This is a genomic window from Leptothoe sp. EHU-05/26/07-4 (assembly GCF_043421015.1).
Taxonomy (GTDB): Bacteria; Cyanobacteriota; Cyanobacteriia; order Phormidesmidales; family Phormidesmidaceae; genus Leptothoe; species Leptothoe turfae.
Window position 1 is genome coordinate 408,903 of the sequence record NZ_JAXSQV010000007.1, and the last position, 22,817, is coordinate 431,719.

Consider the following 22,817-nt stretch of genomic DNA (forward strand, 5'->3'; position numbering starts at 1 on the left):
AATCCCCGATTGCCCCTACAGTGGATCAGACCACCTTTATTCTGATAATGCCAATGTCTGACTAACGGTTAACATCAGGTCATTGTCAGGATTAATCGAAATTACCTCTACGCGTTCACGTCCTAAGATCAGACCACCGATTGCTCCAGCAACAGTACCCGTTAATACCTCCCAAGTTTGGGGCTCATCATCACCTGTGACTGAGGCAACAGCTGTGGATGCGCCAGAACCTAATACAGCTCCAGCAAATATTTCACCAACGCTGGCTCCCCGACGAATAGTTTCAGTTGTCGTGATAATCCGAGACTGTGCCTGGATGTCAAGCCGACGACCATTATCTAGCACCAACGTTTGTGCCATAAACTGAGAACCTCGCTGACTCCCTGCACTCGCAGGACGCAACTCGCCAATAATTTGGCTATTACGGGGAATAAGTATTTGACCTTGACGATTGGTGACAGCTTCAGCGACCTGAAGTGTGAGAGGTAATGTCTCATCCGGTAATATGACAATCTTGTCACCATCAGCGTGGTCAACTGAAATCGTCGTGCCTGCTGCAACCGATGACTGGGAAGTCGTTGTCGTTGTTCTTGTTTGAACAATATAAGGAGACTGTACTGTTGCTACCTGGTTACGACTGGCTAACGCTTGATAAATAAAGGCTGCGACATCTGCCCGTGTAGCGGTTTGATTGGGGCGTAAGACTTCGATGTCAGGATAGTTAACGACGAGTCTCTGTTCAGTTGCAGCGGCAATGCTAGCTGTGGCATAGCTGGGGATGGACCGAGAATCACGGTAAACGTCTGCGCTGGCGACGGTTGTGGCCTCGTAGTTAAGGCCGTTCGCTAATGAAACCAATACCTGGGCACGGGGAATATTTTGGTTGGGTTGAAACACATTGTTGGGATAGCCAGATAAAAAGCCCATGCGATAGGCATTGTCAATGGCGGCTGTGGCCCAATAGTTAGCGGGTACATCCACAAAGTTAGTGCTGCTACGAATGTTGGTGAGGTTAAATGCCTTGCGTACCATGGCAGCATACTGGGCACGGGTTACTGGTTCATCAGGGCGAAAGGTGCCATCGGGGAAACCTGCGATAATATCTCTTTCCGCTAGGCTCATAATAAACTGGCTGGCCCAATAGTTAGACGAAACATCAGTAAACTGGGTTTGAGTTTGGGCGACAACTGGAGCTGGTGTGACGAGGGGTGAGAGTGTTCCTGCATCCATGCCCAGCATCAGTAATAAAGCAGTTGTTGTCTGAAACTGTCGCATTTTTAGCATAGTAAAGATCCTCAAAAACAATGCATAATTTTTTAGAAACTGTGGCTTTGTGCCAACTTGCAACCTCAAGAAGAAGAATCTTTTTAGTTGTTGTTGATCTGTTGTAAGGGCGCGCTGATGTTTGCCCTTCGAAAGATAGGCAAAATGCTCAATATCCTGTATTGGGCGTATTACCATACGCCCCTACAAAAAATCTTTCAGTTCTATAGAGAGAAGGTGGTTAATGTCTGTAGAAGGATAGATGAGTAGACAGAAAAATCGTATATAACCCTAAAAATCTTTTCCTGGTTGAGCGATGCTATTCAACAAGGTGGTAGAGCCCCTGTTCACGAATTGACTCTAACAAGACTTATTTTCAAAATTCGAATGGTGTCATTACGCCTTTTTAACTGGCATAGTGACAAATCTGGGATGTGAAGCGCTGATATCAGATGATTTACCTTTTATCTATTGTTTTTTCTGACTTATAAGCTGCTGAAACCATTGATAGGAAAGGAGCTAGGCAAGCTTTATAGAAAACTACAATGGTCTATATCGTTATTTTGAAGCTGCTTTCTTTCTTTCAAACTGTCACATTCATGCTGCCTTTGTGGGTTTGCCACACAACCTACCGGGGGATATTTCCGGCTTGCTGGCCGACGAAATCACGGATGGCTTCCCAAATGGCGGTGGGGCCAATGCCAAAGAAAATTTGTAACCCTAGCAAAATCAGGGCTGCTAAAAAGGCTGTTTTTAGGGTGGCTTTTACCACCTTGATCAACCAGGTAAAGACCAGGATTGAAATAGCGATCGCACCAATGACAACCACAATTTCCATGGGCCGTGCTTCCTCTTAGAGTCTGACCAATCTTAACCTATGAACCCAGGGCTACAACCTGACGCTCGGTGAGTGTATTGCTAACGTTAATCACTTCCTGGCGAGCCCACTGGTCAGCATCCAGGATGTCCTGGAGTGAAGGGGTTGTGGTGAGGTGGTCGCGGTTGCGATCGCACACCTTCTCAATCACCTTGGGAATATCCAAATAATGAATTTTCTCATCCAAGAATAATGCCACCGCCTGCTCGTTAGCTGCATTTAGAACGGCAGTCATAGATCCACCAGCTCGTCCAGCTTCATAGGCCAGATTAATGCAGGGATACTTAGCATGATCTGGCTCCTGAAATGTCAAACCAGCCAGCTTTGATAAATTCAAAGGATCCCAATCTGTGCAGATACGTTCAGGCCAGGAGATCGCGTACAACAATGGCAACCGCATATCGGGCCAGCCCAGCTGTGCCAGCATAGAGGTATCTTGGGTCTCAATCAGCGAATGAATAATGCTTTGAGGATGAATCCAAATATCAATATGGTCATAGTCCATCCCAAATAAATAATGGGCCTCGATCACCTCCAGCCCTTTATTCATCATGGTGGCAGAGTCCACTGTAATCTTACGTCCCATGGACCAGTTGGGATGCTTGATGGCATCGGCAACGGTGACATCCTTGAGCTTGTCGACAGGCCAATCCCGGAAGGCACCGCCGGAAGCCGTCAAAACAATGCGGCGTAGTCCGCTCTCAGGCACTCCCTGCAAACATTGGAAAATAGCCGAATGCTCAGAGTCAGCAGGCAGCAACTTCACACCATGTTTTTCCACCAGGGGTAGCACAACGGGACCACCCGCAATTAGGGTTTCTTTGTTAGCCAGAGCAATGTCTTTACCTGCTTCAATGGCGGCAATAGTGGGCAATAATCCTGCACAGCCGACGATGCCAGTTACGACAGCCTCTGCATCACCATAGCGGGCTACTTCTACGATGCCATCTGCGCCAGCCAGAATTTGTGGTTGTGGGTCTACATCAGCAATTGCTTCTTTGAGTTCTGCCAGCTTGTTCGCATCGTGGATGGCGACAATTTCTGGCTTAAATTGGCGGACTTGCTCAGCCAGAAGTGTCACATTGCGGCCTGCAGCAATGCCAACTAAGCGAAACTTATCAGGGTGATGCTCAACAATATCGAGGGTTTGGGTGCCAATGGAGCCAGTTGAACCAAGCAGAGTGATTGCCTTCACGGTAATTGCCTATTGCTAAAGGTTTACAGCTGACCATCTGGCCCGCCCTGTTTCAACTATAGATTCTTAACGTCTTTTCACAAAATTTTAAGAGCTGTGGGGAATGGTTCGCTTTTAGAAATCACGACCATAATTGATTGAAGGAGACGCTAGCGAATCGCCCTAACCATTTATGGAAGCTTTTTCCCCTGACCCACCTAAGTGGGCCGAATCTGCAACTCATGCCCTGACGTTTTCCTGTCCGCACTGTAGCGAGTCTGCCAGCGTAGCGACTGATGTTTGGATTAATCGCCGATCGCCTGTTTACACCCACAACCACAAACGCAAGTGGCAAGAGTTTTATCAATGTAAATGTGGCGTAGCCTGGTGGGCTTGGAGTAGCGATCGCCCGCCGAACTCCTGGCAAGTAAACGATCCACCAAATGATCCACCAGAGGAATCACCGTCCAATTTGGATCCCCTGACAGGGTTAGGGGATAGTTGGGGAAGTTTTGATCCCTAGTGTCTGAGCTGTGTTTTTTTCAATGCCTATCATTGTTTTTGGCAGTCTTAATATGGACCTGGTGGCCCAGGTCCCTCGTTTGCCTCAGTCTGGCGAAACATTATTGGGAACTGGCTTCACCACAGTCCCAGGAGGAAAAGGCGCTAACCAGGCGGTAGCGGCTGCCCGTTTGGGTGCGCCTACAACCATGGTGGGTCGGGTTGGTGACGATAGCTTTGGACAGGAGCTATGCAATAGCTTGCAGGCGTCTAATGTGACTACAGAGTTAGTACTGGCCGAGCCGGGACCTTCAGGGGTGGCCTTGATCAACGTGGATGAATCGGGTGAAAACCAGATCGTGGTGGTGCCTGGAGCTAATGGCCATGTGGATTTATCCGATGCAAACCGCCTACCTCTAGGGCCTGGGCCCTCAGTTTTGCTGATGCAGTTTGAAATTCCCCTGGTGGCGGTACAGGCAGCTGCAAAGCGAGCGGCTGAGCATTGTGTAATTCTAGACCCAGCCCCGGCTCGCTCCGATTTACCTACAGATTTTTATAGCCTGGTGGATATTCTGACGCCTAATCAAACAGAGGCATCCCAGCTTGTGGGCATGAAAGTAAAGAGTGTGGCCACCGCCATGGAAGCTGCTCAGGTGCTGCGACGGCGGGGCGTATCGACAGTCATTGTGAAATTGGGGAGCCAGGGGGCAGTGGTTGCCTCAGATTTAGAGGTCTTTCATGTGCCTGCTTTTGAGGTTAAAGCGGTGGATACTGTGGCTGCTGGGGATGCGTTTAACGGTGGTTTAGCAGTTGCTTTGGCAGAAGGAAAATCGTTGCGGGCAGCAGTTGTGTGGGCCAGTGCAGTAGCCGCTCTAGCGGTTACAAAAGCTGGGGCACAGTCATCTATGCCAATCCGAGCACAGGTGGAAGACTTTTTGCTCAGCCATCCTTCAGGTAGTTTATAGTCTTGATGCTCTAGACTGAATGAGTACCGTGTCGAGTGGAAAAAATTGGTGTAGTCAGTGGAGCATTAGCAATAATTTGCGGTTAATTCAGCATTGCTAATAGGCGAGACTGTGCATCCGAATATTTTTCGCAAACGTAGTACTTACACAGCGGCGTTGCTGCTTAGCAACAGCGGCAAGATTGTCATTACGCTTCCTGCGCTTCAATGCCCTCAAATCAACCAGATGTCATTTTTTTGGTGCTCGACACTCAGCGTGTGGATCGCCTGTCGTGTTACGGCTACGAGAAGCCGACTTCGCCATATATAGATGCGTTTGCTGAGGGGGCGACACGGTTTAAAGTCGCGATCGCACCCGGCCAATGGACCATTCCTTCCCATGCGTCCATGTTCACTGGACTGTATCCATCACAGCACCAGATGCAGCAGTCCTACTCAGTAATGCCGCCTCATCTCAAAACCTTGGCAGAGCGACTGCAAGATGGCGGTTACTACACATCTGCATTTTGCAATAACCCTCTGGTTGGCGTCATTAACAATGGTCTGCGACGTGGGTTTTACAGCTTTCTCAACTACAGCGGTTTACTCAGCTCTCGCCCTAACCAAGCCGGTATCCCCTCAAGCTTTTTAGATAAATATCGCCAGCTATTCAAACGCATTGTTGCAAAGGCACTCAACCAGGTTCAAGATGCCTTTGCTCGTTCTGACTGGTTACTATCATTATCATTTACACCTTTAATGGTGCCCCTGTGGCAAACGGCCCTCAGCTTCAAAGGCAATACTCGCAAGTCTTTAGACGATGCCGCTCAACTGTTGATTGAACGGAAAGGTGTGAAGGCGAACCAACCCGTTTTCACCTTTATCAATCTGATGGGCACCCATATGCCCTACCATCCTCCCCGCGAGTACATCGAAAAATTTGCCCCCAATGTTCTCAAAGATCGCGATGCTCAGACGTATCTACGTCGCTTTAATAGCGATGTCTACGGTTGGCTTGCGCCCCTGATGGGAGCCTTGGGAGACCAGCAAAAAGAGACCCTAGATAGCATGTATGATGCTGAGGTCGCTGCACAAGATGTACAGGTTGGTCATTTTCTAGAACAGCTGAAACAGGCCGGTCGTTTAGAGAATACCTATGTTGTTGTTTGTGCCGACCATGGAGAGCATTTAGGAGAGAAACAGCTCATCGGCCACAGCCTCTCTATCTATAATGAACTGGTGCAAGTACCATTAATTATCCATGACCCTAACGATATAATTAATCGCGGCACTGTTCGTGATGATGTCGTCTCCACTCGCTGTTTATTCCATACTGTATTGTCAGCAACAGGGCTGGCAACTCCAGAAGAGGCCGAGCTTAGTCTAGAACATTCAAACACCAGCAAGACTCTAGAAGAGGTGGATCCTGAACATTGTGTTTATGCAGAGGCCATCACTCCGCAGAATGTGCTGAACTTGATTCAAAAACGGCAGCCTGAACTTATATCTCAACATGCCTGCGATCAAACTAGACGGGCCGTGTGGGTTGGGAATCACAAATTAATTGAAACTGCTCAAAATCCTCCCGAACTCTATGATGTTCAAGATGATCCAAATGAGAGTTTAGATTTGAGCGAAATTTTTCCAGAGATGGTGGAATCGTTACAAGATTCTCTCTCTGCCTTTAGTCAAGATGCTGATCAGCATCGGGCTCTATACTCTCAAGCCCGTGCAACTGGATTTGATGATCCAGAAGTTCGCCGTCGTCTCAAAGACCTTGGATATCTAGAAGAATAAGTATGTATCCTCCCGTAGATCCGACGATTGTCGAAATTGGTCCCTTTGCCCTGCGTTGGTATGGCCTACTCATGGCCACCGCTGTGATTACCGGCTCCTGGTTTGCCAGTAAAGAAATTGAACGCCGTGGCAAGAACCCTGAAGACTTTTGGGACATGTTGATCTGGGTGCTAATCCCAGCCTTTATAGGTGCCCGTCTCTACTATGTTTTTGTCCAGTCCAGTGATAAAGCCTTTTACCTCCAGAATCCTGGTCAGATTTTACAAGTCTGGGGTGGCGGTATCCATATTTTTGGTGCATTTATCTTTGGGAGCATTGCCCTCTGGCTCTTTACCAAATTCCGTCGTTTACCCACGCTAATGTACCTAGATGCAGCGGCGGTAGGTTTACCCATTGCCCAAGCCATTGGTCGCTGGGGTAACTTTATCAATCAAGAACTCTATGGTCCCCCCACCGCTTGGCCCTTTGGTTTGCGTATTGATCCACCGCACCGTTTAGCTCCCTACAACGATTTAATTGCCTACCCTGAGTCCACCCGATTTCATGCCCTGTTTCTATACGAATCTGTCTGGAATTTGTTAGGTTTCTTGGTGCTGTACTGGGTGTCAAAGCGGTTTGGTAGACAGTTACGACCTGGCGATATATCCCTGTTGTACTTAATTTGGTATCCCTTTGGTCGTTTCTTTATTGAGTTCTTAAGAACAGATTCCTGGTTCTTCCTGGGTACACCGTTTAATGTGGTGCACATTCTATCTCTTCTCGCGGTTGTTGGGGCGGGAGCTACGTTTTTCCTCAGGAGACGTGTTGCTTTGAGATAATGCCCTCATCCTAATCCCGTTCCCCAGGGAGTGGGACGTTGAAAAAGCCTTTATCAGCCTTTCGGTTAATAGAAATCAAAGTCTTTCTTTCCTTCTCCCCAGGGATAAGGGGCTGTGGGATGAGGGGTCATTCCCGACTTAAATAATACTCACATATCTAAACTCATTTACTTCTCCTTCTTCCTCTACCTGTCCCATGCCTCCCTCTCCTCGCCTCATTATCATCGGCCTTGACTGCATGGAACCCTCTCTCGTCTTTGAGCAATGGCGAGAGGATCTACCTAATCTCTCCCGCCTCATGACCCAAGGTAGCTATGGTCGTTTAGAAAGCTCCATTCCTGCCATTACCGTTCCAGCTTGGAGCTGCATGATGACTGGGCGCGATCCGGGGGAACTGGGCATCTACGGCTTTCGTAATCGAGCAACGCGGGCCTATCAGAACATGACAATTGCTGATGGTCGAGCTGTGCGTTTCCCTCGGCTATGGGATTATCTGGGCGATGCTGGTTGGAAGGTGGCTGCTCTAAGCGTTCCCGGCACATCGCCACCCTACGAGGTAAATGGTTCAATGGTGTCATGTTTTCTGACGCCCAGTCCCCAGGTTACCTTTACCCATCCGCCGGAGCTGGGTGCTCAGATTCGTAGCTGGATGCCGGACTTTATGATGGATGTGCCTGAGTTCCGGTCAGAGGATAAGGCTGAAATTCTGTCGAATATTCATAAGCTATGCGATCAGCGCTTTACCCTGGCGGAGAAGCTGATTGTGCAGGACCAGCCGGACTTTTTGATGCTGGTGGATATGGGTGTGGACCGCATTCACCATGCCTTTTGGAAGCCTATGGATCCACGTCATCCTGACTATCAGCCAGATATGCCCTTTGCTACGGCGATCCATGACTATTACTGTCATGTGGATGAGCGGGTAGGGCGTCTGCTTGCTCAGTGTGATGATGACACGGCTGTTTTAGTTGTGTCGGATCATGGCGCACAGCCTCTGATGGGGGGGATTTGCATCAATGAATGGTTAATTGAAAAGGGCTATCTCACACTGAAGGAAAAGCCGAGTGATCCAATTGCTTTGGATAAGGTTGAGGTGGATTGGGAGAACACCAAGGTGTGGGGTGCGGGTGGTTACTATGCCAGAATTTTTTTGAATGTGCGAGGGAGAGAACCCCAGGGAGCGATCCCCTTACAAGAGTTCAAAGCATTTCGCGAGCAGTTGATTAGTGAATTAGAATCAATTACGTTTCCAGATGGTTCTCCGATGGAGGTGAAGGCCTATGTGCCTCAGGAGACTTATCAGAAGGTGCGGGGAATGGCTCCGGATTTGCTAGTGTACTTTGATTGGTTAGCGTGGCGTTCGGTGGGCAGTGTGGGCACAGGCGAGCTGTATGCTAAAGGGAATGATACTGGGCCGGATGATGCCAACCATGCTCAATATGGGTTAATGATTTTCCATGATCCGAAAGCCCCCCAGGGTGGTCAGGTGTTAGAGAATGCCCAGCTATATGACATTACGCCGACCATGCTAGATCGGTATGGGGTGGATGGTCCTAGTGATTTGCGGGGTAAGGTTTTGTCGATATAGATGAACCGTCCCCGGGCAGTGACGCCGTCTACTACCATTGAGCAAGATAAGACTGACTACAGTACTTTTGTCAGTCAATGTAAGGAAAATGTAGGGAGGCGCAACCCGATGCCTATCAACTGGTCAGCCTTGGGACGGCAACCTCAGACCTATGGGTTACTTTTGGGGACAGCCTTTGGGTGTGGTCTGTTGGTTATCTTAGCCGGTAACCGACCGGTGGCCTGGTTGGGGGGTGGTGCTGTGGCGACTGTGATGACAGGCAGCTGGGTAACGGCTTATCGATCGTCGTCCAGCGGTGTACAAGATGACAGCGACTTGCTGAATGCTGCTACCTTTCAAAGGCGGATTGAGGCCATTCACGCCCAGGTGGCTCGCGATGGTTATCAGACTTGGCAGCCGGTTAAAGCTTGGGCATTGCAGTCGCAAACGTTTGCGATGGGTATTTGCGATCGCGAGTCCACCCTTCGCACTGAACTGCTCGAAGCCCTACACACCGTCGTGGAGTTAGCCCAACAGGTGGCCGATGGCCTTCAGGTACAGGCCCAGATTCAAACGCCCACCTATCAACAAATGGCCAAAAGGCAGCTGAAGCAAAGTTGCGATCGTATGGAGCAAACCTACAAGCAGCTACAGCAGCTCCAAGATCAGGTAGCCTTGGCCAGTCTCTCCCAGGGGGATGCCTCCCTACCCCAGCGATTAGAAACCCTCATCGCCGCCAATAAAGAAATTCTAGAAACCTAGGCCGGTCAACTGCTTAGATACCTGCTCAGACACCCGCTGCCATCGTTGCTTCAATAACAGCCATGCTCAAAAAACTGTTTCCAAATCGCACCCACCGTCAGCTCATCAGTCTTGTCCTAGGACTGATGTTTACCCTTAGTCTTGGGGGTATAGGTGGCTGTCAATCGCCAGTCACATCCCTGGAAACAGCCCAAGCCACCCTCACCAAGCAGGTCTTACCCCAAATCAATGTTGCTAGCAATCTAGTCTCCGACGAAGTTGCCAGTCGCTACACCGTTGATCAAATTGCAGAGCACCTGCCCGACATTGAGAATTTTCCCCTCTATGGAGCCCAACCCAGGGCAGACCAGCTCTATCTAGAAATCTACAGCTCCTCGGAAAAAGCCAATATTGACCGGCAAAATGAGCGTTGGCTGGTGGAAGTGGCCGATGCCTTTAACCAACGTCAAGAGAAAAGTAGCTCTGGCAAAGTTATCCAGGTGGGTATCCGTCAAATCGCCTCCGGTACCGCCGCTCGCCTCATCGGTGCAGGGGCAGCCCAGCCCACGGGCTATAGCCCTTCGAACGATCTATGGGTATCGATGATCCAAAGTCAGGGCATTCAGGTGACCCCTGTGGCTGAGCGGCTGGTGGCGAATACGGCTGGGTGGGTGGTGCCCAGTGATGTTTACCAACAGCTGGAGGGTAGCGGTGAGGTTACGTTTGATAGTTTGTTGAATGCGATCGCAGCAGGCCAAATCAGCGTAGCCTACCCCAATCCCTATAAAAGCTCCACCGCCCTAAATTTGCTCTACACCCTCTATTGGCGTGCCGCTGGTCATCAAAAAGATGGTGGGGCGTTGACCAAAGCCGAGTTACAAACCCCCCAAGTAACATCGGTCTTTGACCAGTTTCAATCCCAGGTGCTGATCACCACACCGACTACATTAGAGCTGCAGGAACTTTTCCTCCGAGACCAGACCAAACTCCAGGCATTTCCATTGGAATATCAAAACTACCAGGCCCTCAAACAGGTCGCTGGATTTGAATCCACTGAATTTATTCCCTTTGGTATTCCCCACAACAATCCTCTAGTGGGTTTTGATTGGAATACTCCCGAAACCGCCGCTGCCCTGCAAAAGTTCGCCGCCTTTGCCCAGTCTCCTGACATGATAAAACTGGCCAATAATCAAGGCTTTGTTGACACCGATTATCTCAAGGCTGCCCATCCCCCCATCCCCAATGGAGAAACCCTACTAGCGGCCCAGTCCACTTGGAAAAGCAATAAAGATAGTGGCCGTACGGTTTATCTCGAAATGGTGATTGACACTAGCGGGTCCATGGAAGGTGAACCCCTGCAGGCTGTTCAAGCCGGGTTGCGCATTGCCAGTCAACAAATTAACCAAGGCAACCAGGTGGGCCTAGTCACCTTTGCCGATCAGCCAGTCCGACGGCTGGAGCTGACTCCCTTTGATGAGCTGCAACAGAAAAAACTATTGGCCGCCATTGACCAGCTCCAAGCCGATGGCGGTACCGCCATGTACGACGGTGTGATGGTGGCTTTAGCAGACCTGATGGAAAAACGAGCCAACGACCCCAACGGTCGATTTTACCTACTACTGCTCAGCGATGGCGATGTTAACGAGGGGCACCTATTCCGCGATGTCCAAGACATCATGGCCTATAGCGAAGTGCGTTTTTATCCCATCGCCTACGGCAACGTTAATGAGGCCGAACTACAAGCCATTGCTAGCCTGCGAGAGTCTACCGTGAAGCAAGGCAACCCCGACAATGTACAAACCTTGTTTAAGGACTTATTCCAAGTAAATCTGTAATGGCCCCACAAAATCCGACAAAACGTTTGTTGAGTACCCTTGGCTTGGGCTGGTTAGCCTTTGGTGGCCTGGGCCTAGGGCTACGCTATGGGGTTCAAGTCCCAGAAGTGACTGTGATTATCGATCAGAGTTATTGCCCCCCTGCCCAGTGGCAGACAGCTGTGGTCAAGCCCTACAGCGACCTGTATGACAAGAGTCAGGCCAACCAGCGCAAGATTGCCCAAGTAGTTGTGGTCACTGACATTGAGCAAACAACACTGGCTACGATTCCTACCCCCGACGATCTGGGTAAGCCATTTGGTCAAGCACCTAGCCCAGAAACATTGACTACACTGCAGCAACAGTTTTCAGAAACTGTTGTGCTCAAATGTGGGCCGCATTAAGGATGTATATTTGATAGTGCTTCAAACAACCTCTGCAAAAAAATAATGACTCTCTTTAACGCTGTGGCTATACAAAGCATACGCAGTCAAGCATTGTTGCCCTTGAGTTTGCTTCTGTTGTTGCCGGTGACAGCCTGTGATGCAACATCGTCAGATGCTGGTGATATTAGCTCAGAGACTACACAGCCACCGGCTGAATCTATTCCAGTTGAAGAGCCCCTCCCAATCGATGAGCCAATCGATGATCCAGATGCATTACCGGCAGAAGAATTGACGGGTGTAGCTCTCGCTCTGTCTGGAGAAGGCGTATTAGTGGTCGATCAGCAGTCTGGAAAAACTCAAACCATTCCCTTTGAGACAGATCTTGAGACGTCCCAAACAGCGATTTCTGCGTCTCTAGGAGAACCCACAGAAACAGCGGAAAATGGCGAATGTGGTGCTGGGCCAATGAGTTTCATTACTTGGTCCAATGGTTTTACGCTCAATGCGATGGAGAATCAGTTTGTTGGTTGGACAGTACGTCCAGAGACTGAGAGTGCAAACTTGACAACGTTGGATGGTGTTGGTCTAGGCTCAACGTTAGTGGAATTGGAAGAGAACTATGATGTTGGGGTAATAGAAAGTAGTTTAGGAACAGAGTTTAATGCATCCAATAGCTTGTTTGGTTTGTTGGATGCTAATGAGCCGGATGGTATTGTTACCTATTTATGGGCTGGCGTAGCTTGTAATTTTCGCTAGTCAACGTCCCATCTTGTATCACTCTGGAAGATTGACTAATTTGTGAACTTCAATGGCAATATCAGGAAAGGCAATTGGATGTATACTGCCGTTGCTGAAGGTGTTCTGACTTACAAAATCACCCTTTTGTAAGTTTCTAAACACGGTTAGCTGCCTGTCTGTGATGTTAATGACCCAGTACTCTTGGATGCTTGCTTGAGCGTAGAGCTTTCGTTTGATATTCAAATCGTAGGTTAGGGTGGTATCTGCCACCTCAACTAACCAATAAGTATCTTCCGGGTAAGGATGATGCTTTAGATAGAGGGTATCAGGTAGACGAACAATGGCGATGTCCGGTTGTGGTTCAGAGTCAATAAGGGTGATGGGATGAGCTTCAAAAACCTTAGCCTGATCTTGCAGAATGCGTCTCAGGTACTCGGCACCGCGATCATTAATAAATCGGTGAAATGCGCCTTCTGGAGCCATGTCCCAAATTTCTCCGTTGATGAGTTCGCAGCGCCGATGATCGAGAATACCTAGATCCCGCATGTGCTGATAGTCTGCAACTGACCATTTGGTTAATGTGCGCATGACTTAAACCCTCTATGGCTGGCTGAATGTACTCATATATTAGCTTCACAGTTCTTGAGAGGCAGTGATGACATAGATTTTTGTAGAGCCTGATAAATCAATAGCTCTCAAGTAGCTCGATCCCTAGTCAGGAAAAATGAATATACTGGAACTTGAAACCTAGTCATCTATATCAGCAGATTGGGCTGACATCTTTCCACTTAACAATCCGTATAAGGATCTTAGATTCCCGCGCTTAAATAATTCCCCTGTTACCCCATCACTCCTCCACCCATCTACAGCCTCAACCTGGGACCTTATTTTTGTGCAATCCTCTTAGCCAGAACTATTTTTACCTAATCCGCCATGTAGATGAGATAGGTTGAAAATTTCCCTCTAATAAATTGTTATCCAGACATAGGACACTCAATCGACGGCAATGAGCACAACGTTTGAAGTCTACCCTCGACACACTCAGATTCCGACTTTCAACGAACTGCTGACTGCGGCAAATCGTACTCTCAGCTCGCGATTGGCGAACATCGGTGCAAGAGCGCAACTTTCTGTCGAAATGCGCAAATCGAATGGTGGCGACTTGATACCACTCGACCTTGATTCACCGATGTCATGGGACATTGATGAATCCTATGCTTGGTTTGTTATCCCAACCGTAGCCGGAGGCACGGACAGTTACTTCGATCAAATAGATGATTTAACTCGCGAGGTCTGGTCGGATTACCTCAAAATGAAGCGTTTATCACCGATGTCTGAAACGGTTTCCCAGTGCCTCGCAACGGGACACTACTGGACGTTCCGCCGTTCGGCTGGCCAGCCTGGAATAATCAACCTCAGCTATGGTTTACTTGCGGGTTGTTTGGCAACATTGACTGATGGATTTGTATTCTCTGACGATAGTGCTTGGTTTTTTGATTTGCTTCCGATGTCTGGAGGCGAATTCCTGAAACGATACTTTGTGCCGGGCGAAACTGAGAATTCAGAGACCGAGGATTGGGCCTCTCGCTGTCTCGGATGGATACCAGAAGAATTGTCTGGATAACAAAAAAATGCACCCGAGTCGCGTAGACGGGCGTTTTGATAATGGATAATCTCTCGTCGCAACCGAGTGATTTTAGACGTTATGCCGCAATAATTCTAAATGCCAACTGCTCAGACTCAAGCCAATTAAGGGAAAAGATTGGCTTTGGACCTTGGGGTTAGTCGTCGTGTCTGTGGGGGGGGGCATTCTACTTTTGCCAACAGCAAAGTGTTTGGCGTCCTTGCCCGCTAAACCTTACTATGAAGTTGCTTCTACAATGACAACTGGTAAAGGGCTAGTTTCTACGACTGCTCGTGAAACGGAGCCAACGAGTAAATTTTCTAGATGGCGATTGCCCCGTTTACCCATGACAATTTCTGCAACTCCATAGTCTTGAGCGGTGCGTAGAATCTCTGTAGGAATCGCTCCGGATGTGGTGATGAACTGATGGCGGATGTCAGCTAAATGTTGCTGGGTTTGTTGTTTCAGTTTTTTGACACTTTGAGGATCGTTAACTTGTTGCACATGTAAGACTACCGTATGGCCGTCGCATCTTCGGGCAAGATCAGCCGCTTTTGTGAGGACTTGCTCAGCCAGTGGAGAGGTGTCAACTGCTGCGAGCAGAACAATACGGCGATTTACAGAGACTTTGGTTGGGTCCACATCCCCTCTTTCTAGCAGTTTTGGGGCAAAGGTGGGGATGGCCCAGGCTCCTAAGGGCGCTGTGACTAAAATCGATAGAGCAGCAAGGGCAAGTATAGTCTCTCCTCCATTAACACCTTGGGCTAAGGGAATAGCCCCAATCGCTGCTTGGACTGTGGCTTTTGCGGAATTACCTGAGAGCAAAAACAGGCGTTCTTTGCGAGTCCAGTTGCTACCTAACGTGGCCAGATACCAGCCGAGAGAACGTCCTACTAATGTGCCGATAGCCAATATCAACAGCCCGGCCAGGAGAGTATCTTCTAAAACATGGAGCTGAATGCTAGCTCCTAGCAATACAAACAGAATAATCTCAGCGGCAACCCACAGACTGTTGAATCCTTCTCTTAGCCGCCTTGCCAGGGGGGGATTGAATTCAATAAGAAAGAATCCGGTGGTCATGACGGCTAAATAGCCAGAGAAGATAGGGATATGTTCTGCAAGAACAACGAGCAATAATGCAACGCTGGCAGCAACTAGGGCATCCTGAACGACATTCTGAGTCCAGTTTTGTTTGGCTAAAACCACGACGAGTAAACGAGCCGTGAGCCAGCCTAATATGATGCCTAAACTGACTTGCAGGATGACCTGAAGTGGCAGAAGTTGCACAGGGCTGAGGCTGAGACCACCAAACGCGATGCCTGTGGCGGTTCCTTGGGTGACAAAGGCTAGCAGTAGGCTAAATACGAGTAACAGCAACACATCTGACAGAGCACTACCAGTCAAAATGGCGTCAGGGATACCTTTTTTGACACCCCAGCCAAGACTCTTGAGGCGCAGCATTCCTGGCACGATGACAGCTGGAGATTCTGCTCCAAGGATGCAGCCGAGCAGTAGCCCAGTGGCTAAATCAAATTGAAAGAGCCAGATAGCAGCTAGAGCGACGGTGATAGCTTCACAGGTAGCGGGTAAGAAGCCAAGTCTTAGGGCGACGGTGCCTTGTTGGGCTAGCTTTTCACGGTCTAGGCCCAGACCAGCTTTCATGAGGATCACCATGACAGTAATGGTACGGAGAGAGTCGGCTGCACCCAGCACTCCAGGGCTGAGCACGTTAGCGACTTGGGGACCGAGGATGATACCTGCGAGGACCATGCCGACCAGGGCTGGGGCTTTGAGCCGTCGGGCTATTTGTCCGGCAAAAAAGCCTGTGAGAAGGATCCAGATGATGCTTTCTAGCATTGGGTAGATGACTGGGAAATGTTGAAGATTGCTCAGGGATAACCATACCCGTTCTTGTCGGTACTGGTTGAGTGCAGGGTGGGCTAATGCTTCTTGAGGAGATGTTGACTTTGACTCCGCTCAGCCAGCTATTTCGCGGGGGATCAGTGAAGTCGAATCCCGATCACTGCGAGTTGTTTATTTCTGATAATGACCGCCGGCCATCATGAGATCAACTAAGCCATCGACCATGCGATCGCACTCTAACGGCATAATCTCTTTCCCGCCCATCATCTCCTGCACAATCAAATAGTGAACTATCGAGCCGGAAAAGACCCGAGCCGCAATCTCAGGATCTGTAAACTCTAACTCGGGATGATTTGCCAGATAAGTCGATAGCCTTTCCAATAAAGGTTTAGTCAGCTCTCGCACAAAGGTTTGAGCTAGTTCAGGAAACTGCTCAGATTCACCAATAATCAAGCGCATCAGGGTGAGGAACGGTTGATTGCTAACCGCCTCATTGATAAATGATCGTCCCATTTTGCGCAGCATGACGTCAGGCGAGGTGGGCATTTCCGCACGTGCAGGCAAGTTTCCCATCATGTTGCTGCTTTTGTGCAGCAGCTGTTGCACTAATGCGACAAACAATCCCTCTTTATCCTGAAAATAGCTGTATAGCGTGGGTTTTGATACCCCTGCTGCCTTGGCGATACGAGCCATACTCGCTGCAGCATACCCTTGGGCCATGAACACTTCGAAAGCACCGGCCAGAATCGCTTTGGCTTTGTCAGCTTTAGGATCTGAGGATGCGTCGGATGGGGCAGGGGTAACAGGGCTCACTCAAATAACTCCGGGGGGTGGGAAACGGGATCTCATTTTACTAAACCGATTTGATTTTTATTGACTTTACTAAACCGTTTAGTAAAATAAAGTATAGCGAGTTGCGTAAGCTCATGAATCTCAATCTGATAAATCCCCAAAAAATAGCTGTAAGCCGTCAGTGGTGGTTGATTGTGGGTGTCGCCATTTTAGGTGTAGTGGGCGTTACGGCTTGGCGTAGTGCTCAGGTCCCGAATCAGCGTGAAGAGCAGGTGGCTGTGCTGCCTGAAATCACATCAGTGACCGCTCTAGGTCGTTTGGAGCCAGACGGTGAAACGATTGCTCTGACGGCCCCTACTTCTGCCCAGGAGAGTCGGATTCAGGAGCTACTGGTGAAAGAGGGCGATGTTGTGGAGGCGGGGCAGGTCATTGCGATATTGGATAATCGAGATCGCATGCAAGCCGCGTTGCAAAAAGCTGAGCAACAAGTGCAAATTGCCCGCGCCCAGCTGGCCCAAGTTGAGGCGGGTGCCCAAACTGGTGAATTGCAGGCGCAAGTGGCAGAAATCGCTCGGCTTGAGGCTGACCAGGCCGGTAATATCAGTGCCCAGCGAGCGACGGTTGCTCGCCTGGATGCTGAAGTGCAACATGCTCAAATTGAGGCCCAGCGCTATGGGTCGCTATATCAGCAGGGGGCGGTCTCGGCGTCCCAGCGCGATGCTAAACAGCTGACTTACACCACAGCCCAACGCCAGCTTCAGGAAGCTCAAGCTTCTCTAGGACGAATTGAGTCAGCAGGTCAGGAGCAAATTACCCAGGCCCGTGCCACCCTCGACCGGATTGCAGAGGTGCGTCCGGTGGATGTGGATGCAGCTGAGGCGGATGTGCAATCTGAGATCGCAGGCGTGGCAGAAGCGCAAGCCAACCTTGATCAGGCTTATGTGCGCTCTCCCCGCGACGGACAAGTACTGAAAATTCACACCCACTCGGGAGAAACCATCGGTGATGAAGGGATTGCCACCCTGGGCCATACCCAGCAAATGATGGTGGTTGCTGAGGTGTACCAGGATGATATTGCCAAGGTAAATCCTGGTCAGCGGGTGGAGATTACGACGCCTACTATTGACGATGTTCTGCAGGGAACGGTTCAACGAATTGGTCTTCAGGTGGAATCGCAACAGGTGGTCAATGAAGATCCGGCGGCCAATATTGATGCCAAGGTCGTAGAGGTTCATATTCAACTCGATGACCCTGATGGTGAGACGGTTGCAACGTTAACAAATTTGCAGGTCACCGCCGCCATTCAAATTAAATAGATTTTCGTTCCCATATTCCCGTGTAGAGATGTTCCATGGAACGTCTCTACACGGGGTGCTCCCACCTCTATTGGTCCCATGAACCCTCTCAAAATTATTAAATCTCTCCAAGAACGAACGCCCCTGGGGTTGTTGCAATTAAAACACGACCCCATGAGATTGCTAACTGCGATCGCAGGTATCACCTTTGCCGATGTGCTGATTTTTATGCAGTTAGGGTTTTCAGATGCGCTCTATAAAACCAACACCCAATACCCTCGGTCTCTCCAGGCAGATATTGTCCTGATTAGTGCCCAGGCCAAGAATTTTGGACAATTGCGTACCATTCCTCGACGACGGTTATATCAAGCACAGGATGTACCGGGGGTTGTTTCTGCCGATGCTCTTTATGTGGGCTCTGTAGAGTGGCGTAATCCTCAAACCCGTAAGAAAACCTCCATGATGATTGTTGGGCAAAATCCCAATCGCCCTGCCTTTGATATTCCTGAGGTGAATGCCAAAATTTCGGAGACTCGAATGCCGTATCATGTTCTCTTTGATCAGGCGTCGCGGGGTGATTATCAAGCGATGATTGCCAAAGTACAAGCGGGACAATTGGCCACAACTGAGGTGGGTGTGAATACGGTAACGGTTTCAGGGTTGTTCACAGTGGGCGCATCCTTTTCTGATGATGGGGCCTTGATCACCAGCGGTCAAAACTTTTTGCGATTGTTTCCTAGGCGTGAAGCAGGCACTGTCAGTTTAGGGTTGATCAATGTCGATCCCGCCTATGACCCTGAACAAGTGAGAGAACAACTCATAGCTCGTCTGCCGGACGATGTCATGGTGTTAACCCATGATGGCTATATTGACTTTGAGTTAAATGAGATTCAGGCTAACTCTCCCATTGGGTTTGTGTTTGGTCTCGGAACGACCATGGGCTTTATTGTGGGAGTGGTGATTGTCTATCAGGTGCTTTCCACGGATGTGAATAGTCATCTGGCTGAGTACGCCACCTTTAAGGCTATGGGCTATCGCAATAGCTATCTTCTCGGTGTTGTTTTTGAAGAAGCCTTGATTCTCTCTTTTCTAGGATTTTTCCCCAGCTTAGCTATTGCCCTTGGTGCCTATAGTCTGACGGCTACAGCGACGGCGTTGCCGATTGCGATGCCTGTGAGCCGAACGTTTATTGTGTTTGTCCTGACACTGGTGATGTGTAATGTTTCCGGTGCGATCGCAACCCGTCGTCTCCAAGCGGCTGATCCTGCCGATATTTTCTAGCCTGGTGTTGGAGGGCTGGCACAAGGCACAGCCCCTACCCGTTAATCTCCATCTCCGTCTCTATTTCTCTTTCACAGACCTATGACGACTGCACCTGCTATTTCTGTTCACAAGTTAGACCATTATTTTGGCTCTGGGCAACTGCGCAAACAAGCCTTGTTTGACATCAATTTAGACATTGCAGCTGGAGAAATTGTGATTATGACGGGTCCCTCTGGTTCTGGAAAAACCACGCTGCTCACCCTGATTGGCGGCTTACGCTCGGCGCAATCCGGGAGCCTACAAGTCATAGGACATGAGTTATGCCAGGCCAGTGGGCAGGCTCTAGTTAAAGCGCGGCGCAATAATGGTTATATATTTCAAGCCCATAACCTGCATGGTAGCCTGACTGCACTGGAAAATGTGCAAATGGGCCTGGAAGTGCAGGGAAGAGTTACTAAACAAGCCAGGCATCATCGAGCCGCAGAGATGCTGAAGCAGGTTGGGCTAGAAGAGAGGACCGATTACTATCCTGCTGATTTATCGGGTGGACAAAAACAACGAGTTGCGATCGCGCGTGCGCTAGTCAGCCATCCTAAGATCCTGTTGGCTGATGAACCGACAGCTGCCTTAGATAAGAAATCAGGCCGAGATGTGGTAGACATTATGCACAACTTAGCTAAAGAGCAGGGCTGTACGATTTTACTAGTCACCCACGACAATCGTATTTTAGACATTGCCGACCGTATCATTTACATGGAAGATGGACGTTTGTCGACGCAAGATTCAGGATAGTAGGACCTTGTATCTGTCCTATGTTTTCTAACAGCTTTGCCCTCACAGGTCTGTTATTTCCTCTGCAATATATTCTTTGCCAATGTGCTGATACTCGGCCAAGGTAAACGCATCTACTTGAATAGCATCCAACTGTGCCTGTTCTGCAGTTGTCGCCAGGTCAGATTCTGCGCCTGTAATCAACCCAGCTCGCAGTGCCGCTTCCACACGACCCACAGGTGGTGTAATCTTCAGCTGACCATGGCGTAGTGCCGTTTTGATTTTTTTAAAGATTGGCATTGCCACAATGGAAAGCTGGTAAGCACGCTCTAGTCGACCGAGTGCCTGTTCTGCCTCAATGGGTACATACAATCCTTTAGTAATGTGCTTGCGTCCATCAGGAGATTGCAGTAATTGAGCTACAGCATGGCCTTGGGCATCGGTGGGAATCACACCAATGGGATTTAACCGGAACCAGGGTAACGTTGTGGCTCGCATCAGACCACCCAAAACAGGAATCTTCAGATTTACCAATAGTCCTTCTAATGCTTGCTGAATCTGCCCAAGGCTATGGTGCATCGCCCAGTGAACCAGGGGTAAATCGTCTTCACGACGCCCTTCTGCCTCAAACCGTCTGAGTGTGGCTGTCGCTAAATACATCCAAGAAAGCATATCGGCAAAACGACCTGTAATTTTCTCGTGACGCTTGAGTCGACCACCGTAGGTGAGCATGGCAAGATCCGATAGAGCTGCAAATGTGGCCGAAGCCCAAGCCAACTTTTGATAATATCTCGCCGTTTCTCCTCGAACGGGAGGTTTCACCCCATGGCCATGGGTCCAACCTAAGACTTTTGCACGGGTGAGATTTCGTAAAACAAGCCCCACATGTCGCCAAAATGCATGGTCAAAGGCTGCAATGTTGTTGTCTTCTAAAGCGTCAATTTCATTGACAATATAACCATGACAACGGATCGCTCCTTGACCATAAATCATCAAACTGCGGGTGATAATATTCGCTCCTTCAACCGTAATGGGAATCGGTGTTGCTGTATAAATATTGGCCAACAGATTGCGAGGTCCGCGACAGATTCCAGCACCACCGAGAATGTCCATGCCGTCATTGATAATGTGGCGAGACAGCTCAGTAAACTGATACTTAGCAATGGCAGAGACCACTGCAGGCTGTTCGCCTTGGTCCACAGCACCACAGGTATATAGACGCGCCGCGTCCATCAAATAGGTGAGACCACCAATGCGAGCCAGGGGTTCTTCCACCCCTTCAAATTTGCCGATGGATAACCCAAACTGTTCGCGCACAACACTGTAGGCACTGGTTACCCGCGAGACGAGCTTGGCTATACCAGTACAGGTGGCTGGGAAGCTGATACCACGACCAGCAGCAAGACTCTGCATCAGCATTGTCCAACCCTGGCCAGCGCGCTCAACACCACCAATAATCTGACTCGCAGGCAAGACTACATTACGACCAGAAATTGGAGAGTTATAGAAGGGTACACCCATGGGGTCATGACGATGGCTCAGTTGCACGCCCGGAGTATCTGCAGGAACTAGGACACAGGTAATGCCGACCTCGACTCCTTTGCCTAGGAGATTATCGGGGTCACGGAGACGAACAGCTAAGCCGATGAGGGTGGCGATCGCACCCAGCGTAATGTATCGCTTCTGCCAGTTCAACCGCAAATATAGCTCACCATCTTTACCCTTAAACACCGTACCGCCAGACTGCAGACTTGCTGCATCCGAACCAGCCGTTGGTTCCGTTAGGGCAAAGCAAGGCATTTCGTTGCCCATGGCGAGTTTTGGCAAATAGCGCTGCTTTTGTTCGTTAGTCCCATAGCGCAGCAGCAGCTTGGCTGGCCCTAAAGAGTTCGTCACGCCTACCGTTGCTGTGTAGGTAAATGAGCGCGATGCTAGCTTGGTCATGATCGCACTATAGGCTGTATTCGAAAACCCCAAACCGCCATACTCTGACGGAATCATCATGCCAAAGAAGCGTTCTTTTCTTAGATAAGCCCACACATCAGCGGGGAAATCTTTGCGCTGATGGATCTCCCAGTCCGTGGCCATGCGGCACACTTGTTCCACAGGGCCATCAATAAACACTTGTTCATGGGGACTCAGTGTCGGGTAAGGCTCTGCCAAAATCCGCTTAAAGTTGGGTTTACCAGAAAACAGTTCGCCATCTACCCAGACAGTACCTGCTTCGATAGCTGCGCGTTCTGTTTCTGAAATTGCTGGCAACAACTTAAAGAGTCGGATTGTTTTAGCAATGGGTGCCGTAATCACTACCTGACGGATAAATGGCACATTAAAAATAATGGCCACTAGGCCAAATAGAATCCATAGCCATAAAGGCGCATGGACGATAGCGAGTACCAATGCTGCGTAGGCAAACCAAGCCAGCATCGGCACATTAATGTAGGCCAGAACAACAAATAGTCCAAGCAATCCAACAATTAAACCAACGATCAAGAGAGTCATAGTATTTACCCCTTGTGTCACAACTGGACTAGGGCATGAAGAAGAATCTGTATTTTTGTTGAAGTCTAATTGACAACAAACGCTGCCT

20 protein-coding genes are annotated in these 22,817 nt (G+C 49.3%); 13 read left to right on the top strand and 7 right to left on the bottom strand.

Annotated features, from left to right (window positions below; all coding sequences use genetic code 11):
• Window positions 1–36 precede the first annotated feature (36 nt).
• From U2F10_RS26310 to dxr, 3 genes are all read right to left on the bottom strand, one after another.
• Entirely contained in the window at window positions 37–1,284 is a 1,248-nt protein-coding gene (locus tag U2F10_RS26310) for an S-layer homology domain-containing protein (protein WP_499873730.1), read from the bottom strand.
• Between the two features lie 607 nt (window positions 1,285–1,891).
• A complete protein-coding gene (locus U2F10_RS26315) occupies window positions 1,892–2,101 on the bottom strand; it encodes a hypothetical protein (protein ID WP_163661088.1) in 210 nt (69 codons plus the stop codon).
• Window positions 2,102–2,138: 37 nt separating this feature from the next.
• Window positions 2,139–3,335, bottom strand: coding sequence for a 1-deoxy-D-xylulose-5-phosphate reductoisomerase (dxr, locus tag U2F10_RS26320; protein ID WP_163661086.1), 1,197 nt, complete (start codon window positions 3,333–3,335; stop codon window positions 2,139–2,141).
• 172 nt (window positions 3,336–3,507) lie between these two features.
• On the opposite strand from dxr, the gene U2F10_RS26325 reads away from it, so the two are divergent.
• The 9 genes from U2F10_RS26325 to U2F10_RS26365 all read left to right on the top strand — a co-directional run bounded on the left by U2F10_RS26325 (window position 3,508) and on the right by U2F10_RS26365 (window position 12,637).
• Window positions 3,508–3,837, top strand: coding sequence for a hypothetical protein (locus U2F10_RS26325; protein WP_163661084.1), 330 nt, complete (start codon window positions 3,508–3,510; stop codon window positions 3,835–3,837).
• A 22-nt stretch (window positions 3,838–3,859) separates the two neighbouring features.
• Complete coding sequence (rbsK, locus tag U2F10_RS26330; protein WP_499873732.1) at window positions 3,860–4,780, top strand: ribokinase; 921 nt, start codon at window positions 3,860–3,862, stop codon at window positions 4,778–4,780.
• Between the two features lie 206 nt (window positions 4,781–4,986).
• A complete protein-coding gene (locus tag U2F10_RS26335) occupies window positions 4,987–6,555 on the top strand; it encodes a sulfatase (protein ID WP_499873733.1) in 1,569 nt (522 codons plus the stop codon).
• A 2-nt stretch (window positions 6,556–6,557) separates the two neighbouring features.
• Entirely contained in the window at window positions 6,558–7,373 is an 816-nt protein-coding gene (gene lgt / locus U2F10_RS26340) for a prolipoprotein diacylglyceryl transferase (protein WP_499873734.1), read from the top strand.
• Between the two features lie 196 nt (window positions 7,374–7,569).
• A complete protein-coding gene (locus tag U2F10_RS26345; RefSeq protein WP_163661078.1) occupies window positions 7,570–8,961 on the top strand; it encodes an alkaline phosphatase family protein in 1,392 nt (463 codons plus the stop codon).
• The gene (locus U2F10_RS26350) at window positions 8,962–9,702 is read left to right on the top strand and encodes a hypothetical protein (RefSeq protein WP_499873735.1); all 741 of its coding nucleotides are present in this window, start codon (window positions 8,962–8,964) and stop codon (window positions 9,700–9,702) included.
• Window positions 9,703–9,764: 62 nt separating this feature from the next.
• The gene (locus U2F10_RS26355) at window positions 9,765–11,516 is read left to right on the top strand and encodes a VWA domain-containing protein (RefSeq protein ID WP_499873736.1); all 1,752 of its coding nucleotides are present in this window, start codon (window positions 9,765–9,767) and stop codon (window positions 11,514–11,516) included.
• Window positions 11,516–11,899 carry a hypothetical protein gene (locus tag U2F10_RS26360; RefSeq protein ID WP_499059546.1) on the top strand — a complete coding sequence of 128 codons (384 nt, stop codon included), beginning with the start codon at window positions 11,516–11,518 and terminating at the stop codon, window positions 11,897–11,899. Before U2F10_RS26355 ends, U2F10_RS26360 begins: the two co-directional genes overlap by 1 nt.
• Before the next feature lie 45 nt (window positions 11,900–11,944).
• Window positions 11,945–12,637 (top strand): hypothetical protein, encoded by a 693-nt coding sequence (locus tag U2F10_RS26365; protein WP_499059548.1) that lies wholly within the window; start codon window positions 11,945–11,947, stop codon window positions 12,635–12,637.
• Window positions 12,638–12,655: 18 nt separating this feature from the next.
• On the opposite strand, the gene U2F10_RS26370 is transcribed toward U2F10_RS26365, so the two are convergent.
• Window positions 12,656–13,207, bottom strand: a complete 552-nt coding sequence (locus U2F10_RS26370) for a Uma2 family endonuclease (RefSeq protein WP_499873738.1) — start codon at window positions 13,205–13,207, stop codon at window positions 12,656–12,658.
• Window positions 13,208–13,625: 418 nt separating this feature from the next.
• Between U2F10_RS26370 and U2F10_RS26375 the strand changes: the two genes are divergently transcribed.
• Entirely contained in the window at window positions 13,626–14,243 is a 618-nt protein-coding gene (locus U2F10_RS26375; protein ID WP_499873739.1) for a hypothetical protein, read from the top strand.
• 237 nt (window positions 14,244–14,480) lie between these two features.
• Here U2F10_RS26375 and U2F10_RS26380 read toward each other — a convergent pair whose 3' ends face one another.
• A complete protein-coding gene (locus U2F10_RS26380; protein WP_499873740.1) occupies window positions 14,481–16,100 on the bottom strand; it encodes a cation:proton antiporter in 1,620 nt (539 codons plus the stop codon).
• 177 nt (window positions 16,101–16,277) lie between these two features.
• A complete protein-coding gene (locus U2F10_RS26385; RefSeq protein WP_499873741.1) occupies window positions 16,278–16,919 on the bottom strand; it encodes a TetR/AcrR family transcriptional regulator in 642 nt (213 codons plus the stop codon).
• A 113-nt stretch (window positions 16,920–17,032) separates the two neighbouring features.
• On the opposite strand from U2F10_RS26385, the gene U2F10_RS26390 reads away from it, so the two are divergent.
• From U2F10_RS26390 to U2F10_RS26400, 3 genes are all read left to right on the top strand, one after another.
• Complete coding sequence (locus U2F10_RS26390; RefSeq protein WP_499873743.1) at window positions 17,033–18,214, top strand: ABC exporter membrane fusion protein; 1,182 nt, start codon at window positions 17,033–17,035, stop codon at window positions 18,212–18,214.
• A 78-nt stretch (window positions 18,215–18,292) separates the two neighbouring features.
• The gene (gene devC, locus U2F10_RS26395; RefSeq protein ID WP_499873744.1) at window positions 18,293–19,474 is read left to right on the top strand and encodes an ABC transporter permease DevC; all 1,182 of its coding nucleotides are present in this window, start codon (window positions 18,293–18,295) and stop codon (window positions 19,472–19,474) included.
• An 81-nt stretch (window positions 19,475–19,555) separates the two neighbouring features.
• Window positions 19,556–20,248 (top strand): DevA family ABC transporter ATP-binding protein, encoded by a 693-nt coding sequence (locus tag U2F10_RS26400; RefSeq protein WP_499868021.1) that lies wholly within the window; start codon window positions 19,556–19,558, stop codon window positions 20,246–20,248.
• Window positions 20,249–20,290: 42 nt separating this feature from the next.
• Here U2F10_RS26400 and U2F10_RS26405 read toward each other — a convergent pair whose 3' ends face one another.
• Window positions 20,291–22,729, bottom strand: a complete 2,439-nt coding sequence (locus U2F10_RS26405) for an acyl-CoA dehydrogenase (protein WP_499873746.1) — start codon at window positions 22,727–22,729, stop codon at window positions 20,291–20,293.
• Window positions 22,730–22,817: the final 88 nt, after the last annotated feature.